General features: G+C 61.6%; 6 protein-coding genes. All 6 read left to right on the top strand.

Annotated features, from left to right (window positions below; all coding sequences use genetic code 11):
* Positions 1-404: DUF1622 domain-containing protein (locus KAY22_RS25310; RefSeq protein WP_296625875.1), on the top strand; the 404-nt coding region annotated here is incomplete at its 5' end.
* 14 nt (positions 405-418) lie between these two features.
* Positions 419-859 carry a four-helix bundle copper-binding protein gene (locus tag KAY22_RS25305; protein ID WP_015449267.1) on the top strand — a complete coding sequence of 147 codons (441 nt, stop codon included), beginning with the start codon at positions 419-421 and terminating at the stop codon, positions 857-859.
* A gap of 332 nt (positions 860-1,191) precedes the next feature.
* Positions 1,192-2,415 (top strand): glycoside hydrolase family 130 protein, encoded by a 1,224-nt coding sequence (locus KAY22_RS25300; protein ID WP_016743863.1) that lies wholly within the window; start codon positions 1,192-1,194, stop codon positions 2,413-2,415.
* A gap of 228 nt (positions 2,416-2,643) precedes the next feature.
* Positions 2,644-2,934, top strand: a complete 291-nt coding sequence (locus KAY22_RS25295; RefSeq protein ID WP_296625874.1) for a hypothetical protein — start codon at positions 2,644-2,646, stop codon at positions 2,932-2,934.
* A 318-nt stretch (positions 2,935-3,252) separates the two neighbouring features.
* Entirely contained in the window at positions 3,253-3,654 is a 402-nt protein-coding gene (locus tag KAY22_RS25290) for a hypothetical protein (RefSeq protein ID WP_015449265.1), read from the top strand.
* A gap of 147 nt (positions 3,655-3,801) precedes the next feature.
* Positions 3,802-4,131: a hypothetical protein gene (locus tag KAY22_RS25285; RefSeq protein WP_004212674.1), complete on the top strand. Its 330-nt coding sequence runs from the start codon at positions 3,802-3,804 to the stop codon at positions 4,129-4,131.
* Positions 4,132-4,217 lie beyond the last annotated feature (86 nt).

Here is a 4,217-nt window from a genome sequence, read left to right as displayed (position 1 = left end):
GGCTCGCGGTGATCGGCCTGGAACTGGCGGGCACGCTGACCATCCTGGTCGGCGCGGGGCTCGCAACCTTTCTGTTTGCGCGGCGGGCGAGGGCGGGCGACCGAACCGAGGCCTATAGCGCGTTCCGCTCGGCGCTCGGCCGCAGCATCCTGCTCGGCCTGGAATTTCTGGTCGCCGGCGACATCGTCAAGTCGCTGGTGATCAACCCAACGCTCGACGATCTCATCGTTCTGGCCGGGCTGGTGCTGGTGCGGACCTTCCTGAGCATCTCGCTCGGGGTCGAGATCAACGGCCACTGGCCCTGGGAGGAAACCCGGATGGCGCGGGAGAAGGCGCGTGCGGCGTCGGATGGGTCGCCTGCGACGGCTGAGGCCGCCGGATGCGGCACAGCGCTCAAGGGATAGCAGATGGGAGGTGCATGATGATCGAGAGACGCGAATTGCTGATGGCCGGCGCCGGCCTTGCCGCCGCCGGAACGCTGGCTGTGCCGGCGGCGGCGCAGCAGCATCGAATGGAAGGGATGGCGATGTCGATGACGGACTGCATCGACGATTGCGTGGCTTCGCACCGCATGTGCCTGGAAACCGCCGCTTGGCTGACGAAGCAAGGCGGCGCGTCAGCTACGGCGTCGCTGATCGCCATGCTGAACGACTGTGCGGAACTGTGCCAGGCGACCGCCAACTCGATGCTGCGGGAATCTGCCCTGCACCGCATCGTCTGCCGCGCCTGCGCCGACGCTTGCGAGCGCTGCGCCGAGGAATGCGGACGCCATAGCGCGGACCAGCGGATCGCGCGTTGCTCGGCCACCTGCAAGAAATGCGCGGCGAGCTGCCGAACGATGGCGGACATGTCGAGCTGAGCGGCGCGCTTCGCACGTGCCCCACATAGTCACGTTCAGGCCAGAGCCCCCGGTCACAGCTTGTGTGTCCGACAACTACGCCAGGACAGCGATCATGGCACGTGGCACAAAGTCCGAGTATCCGGCAACGGCGGAAATCATCGCACCCGCCATCGCCGGAGCCTTCCGTGCCGCCACCCGATAGTCGGGTAATGCCGAGCACCATCTTTACGATTGCGTGAACGCTCCACGGTCGATCTGTATTGGAGAAGTCAGTGTCAACCGCCGAATTTGTCAACCGGCTACCCGAATTGCTCCGCCCCAATCCAGCAAGGGTAGTGATCAGACCCTATATGCCGTCGACGGAAACCTATAAATATGCGGTACCGGATCAGCCACGTGCGCAGCGCATCGCCGACCGCGTCCTGGCGCTCGACCCAGCATCGCTCCACGATGAGTTGCAACGCATTCTTGATGATTTCTCGGGAAGGCATCGTGAGGTTCCGTCCCTGTTTTTGCGGCGGTTCCACGAGGTTGATGGCATCATCGTCTGTGATTGCGAGGTCACCCATGAACAGGCGCTCTTGATCGGTGCCCATTTTTGCAACGAATATTCCTATGAGGCAGCAGCGCTTTTCAATCCGAGCATCGTCCTGCATCCTGATCAGTCTGCTGTACCTGAAAACTCTCTCCGATTCATTCTTTCCCTGCGAGGCGTGGGCGAGGGGCATATCTCCTCCGTCACCTTTCGCACCGGGTTTTGCGCCGCGGACGGAACCATAGCAATCAATCCTCCGAGCCCCATGCCGCTCGTGCTGGAGACTGAAAACATCTCCGGCGAGGACGGGCCGGACGCGGGCATTCGGATCAAGTGCGATGGCAGCCACGATCTCTCGGAGATCGTGATCTTTCCGACAACCCCCAGCCAGCGTGGTGGCATCGAAGACCTTCGCTTGGTCCGCTTCCTGGACGACGATGGCCGAGCCACCTATTTCGGTACATATACGGCATTTAGCGGCCAGTCCGTCCGGCAGGAGTTGTTGTCCACGCCGGACTTCCGGACATTCGAACTCAGACCGCTGCGTGGGGATGCCACCGGTAGCAAGGGCATGGCGCTTTTCCCCCGACGCATTGCCGGGCACTTTGCCATGCTTGGGCGCGAGGATAACGAAAATATCTGGTTCCTGACGTCCGCGGACATTCACGACTGGAGTGGCGGAGCGAAAGCCATCGAACCTCGCTGGCCTTGGGAGTTTGTCCAGATCGGTAATTGCGGATCGCCGATCGAGATCGACGAAGGCTGGCTGGTCGTAACTCATGGAGTCGGCGCCGTTCGGAACTATTGCATCGGGGCGTGCCTGCTGGACCGTGACGATCCCTCGAAGCTGCTGGCGCGGACGAAGCTACCGCTTTTGCGGTCGGACATGGATGAGCGCGAAGGTTATGTGCCAAACGTAGCCTACAGCTGCGGCGCGATGGTACATAATCGGGTGCTGGTACTGCCTTATGCCATTGCTGACAGCTTCACCACTTTTGCCACTATTCCTCTCGAGCGTCTGCTGGCCGCCATGGATTAGTCACTGTTGCCGACCTGTCCTGCTCTCGAGTCCGAACCATAGTTACACATCGGCACAACAACGATGCCAGTGCGATAATTTATGGCCATCTCAGAGACGGACTTCGCACATTACGTATACAGCAAGGCGGAAGGTGACACCATTTCACGGGCAAGCTCCGGAAGGGGCGACAATCGACCGGGCATATGCTCGATCGAACGGGAAACCCAGACTTGAAGGAATGGATACTTGCGCAAGAAGACGGCAATGATCGCTTCGCTCGCAGCTCTCGGCTTCCTCGCCGTCAGTGCCGGACCGGTGCTGGCGGACGGGATGCCGCCGGGCATGCCCGATCTTGAGGAGACCCTCAAGGCCAGGCCGGCGCCTGCCCAGCCCGATCCTGCCCACATGCAGGGCATGGCTCACGGTAAGGAGCAGATGTACGGCCAGATGATGCAGGGCCATCGAATGGCGATGCGGGATTCGCAGGACCAGGACGGCGCCTCCGGCATGTCACACAGGTCGGACGGTGGTTGCTGACCCTGCCATCATTCCATCAGACGACAAGGTTGACGGACAAGATCATGGCCGCTTTCAACCGAAGCCTTGGTCCGCCGTTCCCACGGCGGGCCAATCGCTTTTCTGGCCGGTCTCAGGACGAGAAAACCAGGCCGGGTCACATTTTTGATCGATCCCGGATCATCATTTTACGCGCCTGCTCCAGCAGGCACACGGCCGATCGGATTTCGATTCGTAACTTACGTATACAGACAGCGTCTCGCTAGCAGCATTGAAGCTTCGGAATTGCCGGGATCGGAACGTCGATCGGGCAACAGGAAGAACACTCGGAGACCCTCAATGCGACAGACGACATTTCTCGCGGCGCCCGTCAGCCTCTTCGCGACGCTAACCTTCGCCGCCGGCACCGCTCTCGCCCAGTCGACGCCCGCGCCCGCGCAGGCTGCGCCGGCCCATGCCCACCAGCAGGGCATGGATCATGGCGGGCAGCAGATGCACGATCAGATGATGAAGGATCATCAGGCCGGCGCGCAGAAGCAGCAGGGGCAACCGGCCCAGCAGGATCAACAGGGCATGTCGGGGATGGCCGGCATGTCCGGCGGCTCGCCTGCATCGAACGGCTCGGGCATGGCCGGTAAGGCGAAGAGTGGCTGCTGCAAGATGCCGATGAAGAAGGCCAAGCCGGCGGCGAAGAAGAAGACCGCCAAGCCCATGGCCGACAAGCCGATGAGCGACATGTGAGGTTTCCAGCCCCGAGAACAGACCCCAGGGGCTGAGGGCCCGCCGTTCCCCCGCGGCGGGCCAGTTCTTTGACGATGCCCAGCGTCGCCCCGTGCTCCCAGCTTTCAAAACCGGGTCCGAGCGTCTGACTTGACAGAGGAAACAGCGATGCGAAAACATCTTGGCGTCGGTGCTGCTGTTGGCTTTCTGCTCTTTGGCAGCACGCCGCTCCTCGCACAGGGTATCGGCCATAGCTTGTTCATGCGCGGCAAGATCGTCCGTATGGATGCGGGCGGCACAGTGGCCTGCCTGGGTAAGGCCGATGGCGCGCACATCGGGCAGATACTCGAAGTCTATCACGCAACGCCGCGCCACCGCCGTCTTGTCGGTCATGTCGAAGTCGACCAGATTTTCGACGACCATTATGCTCATTTCCGCGTGAGGGACGGGACGCTTCAGAAAGGCGATTGGGTGAGCCTAAAGCGCGTCCGGGCGTAACGCCAGAATTGGAATGCCAAGCGCCGCCCTCGCCAAAAGAAGACTCGGCCGAGTAACGCCTGTCTCGGCATAATTCCGATCAGGCG

This window comes from Rhizorhabdus sp. (genome assembly GCF_018006725.1).
In the GTDB taxonomy this organism is placed as follows: domain Bacteria; phylum Pseudomonadota; class Alphaproteobacteria; order Sphingomonadales; family Sphingomonadaceae; genus Rhizorhabdus.
The sequence above is the reverse complement of the archived record's forward strand: the minus strand, read 5'-3'. Positions and strand labels throughout refer to the sequence as shown.

What these genes read in the sequence shown, in the direction of transcription:
- KAY22_RS25305 (WP_015449267.1), top strand. Translation starts at nt 419, where the DNA reads ATGATGATCGAGAGACGCGAATTGCTGATGGCCGGCGCCGGCCTTGCC.
- KAY22_RS25300 (WP_016743863.1), top strand. Translation starts at nt 1,192, where the DNA reads ATGCCGTCGACGGAAACCTATAAATATGCGGTACCGGATCAGCCACGT.
- KAY22_RS25290 (WP_015449265.1), top strand. Translation starts at nt 3,253, where the DNA reads ATGCGACAGACGACATTTCTCGCGGCGCCCGTCAGCCTCTTCGCGACG.
- KAY22_RS25285 (WP_004212674.1), top strand. Translation starts at nt 3,802, where the DNA reads ATGCGAAAACATCTTGGCGTCGGTGCTGCTGTTGGCTTTCTGCTCTTT.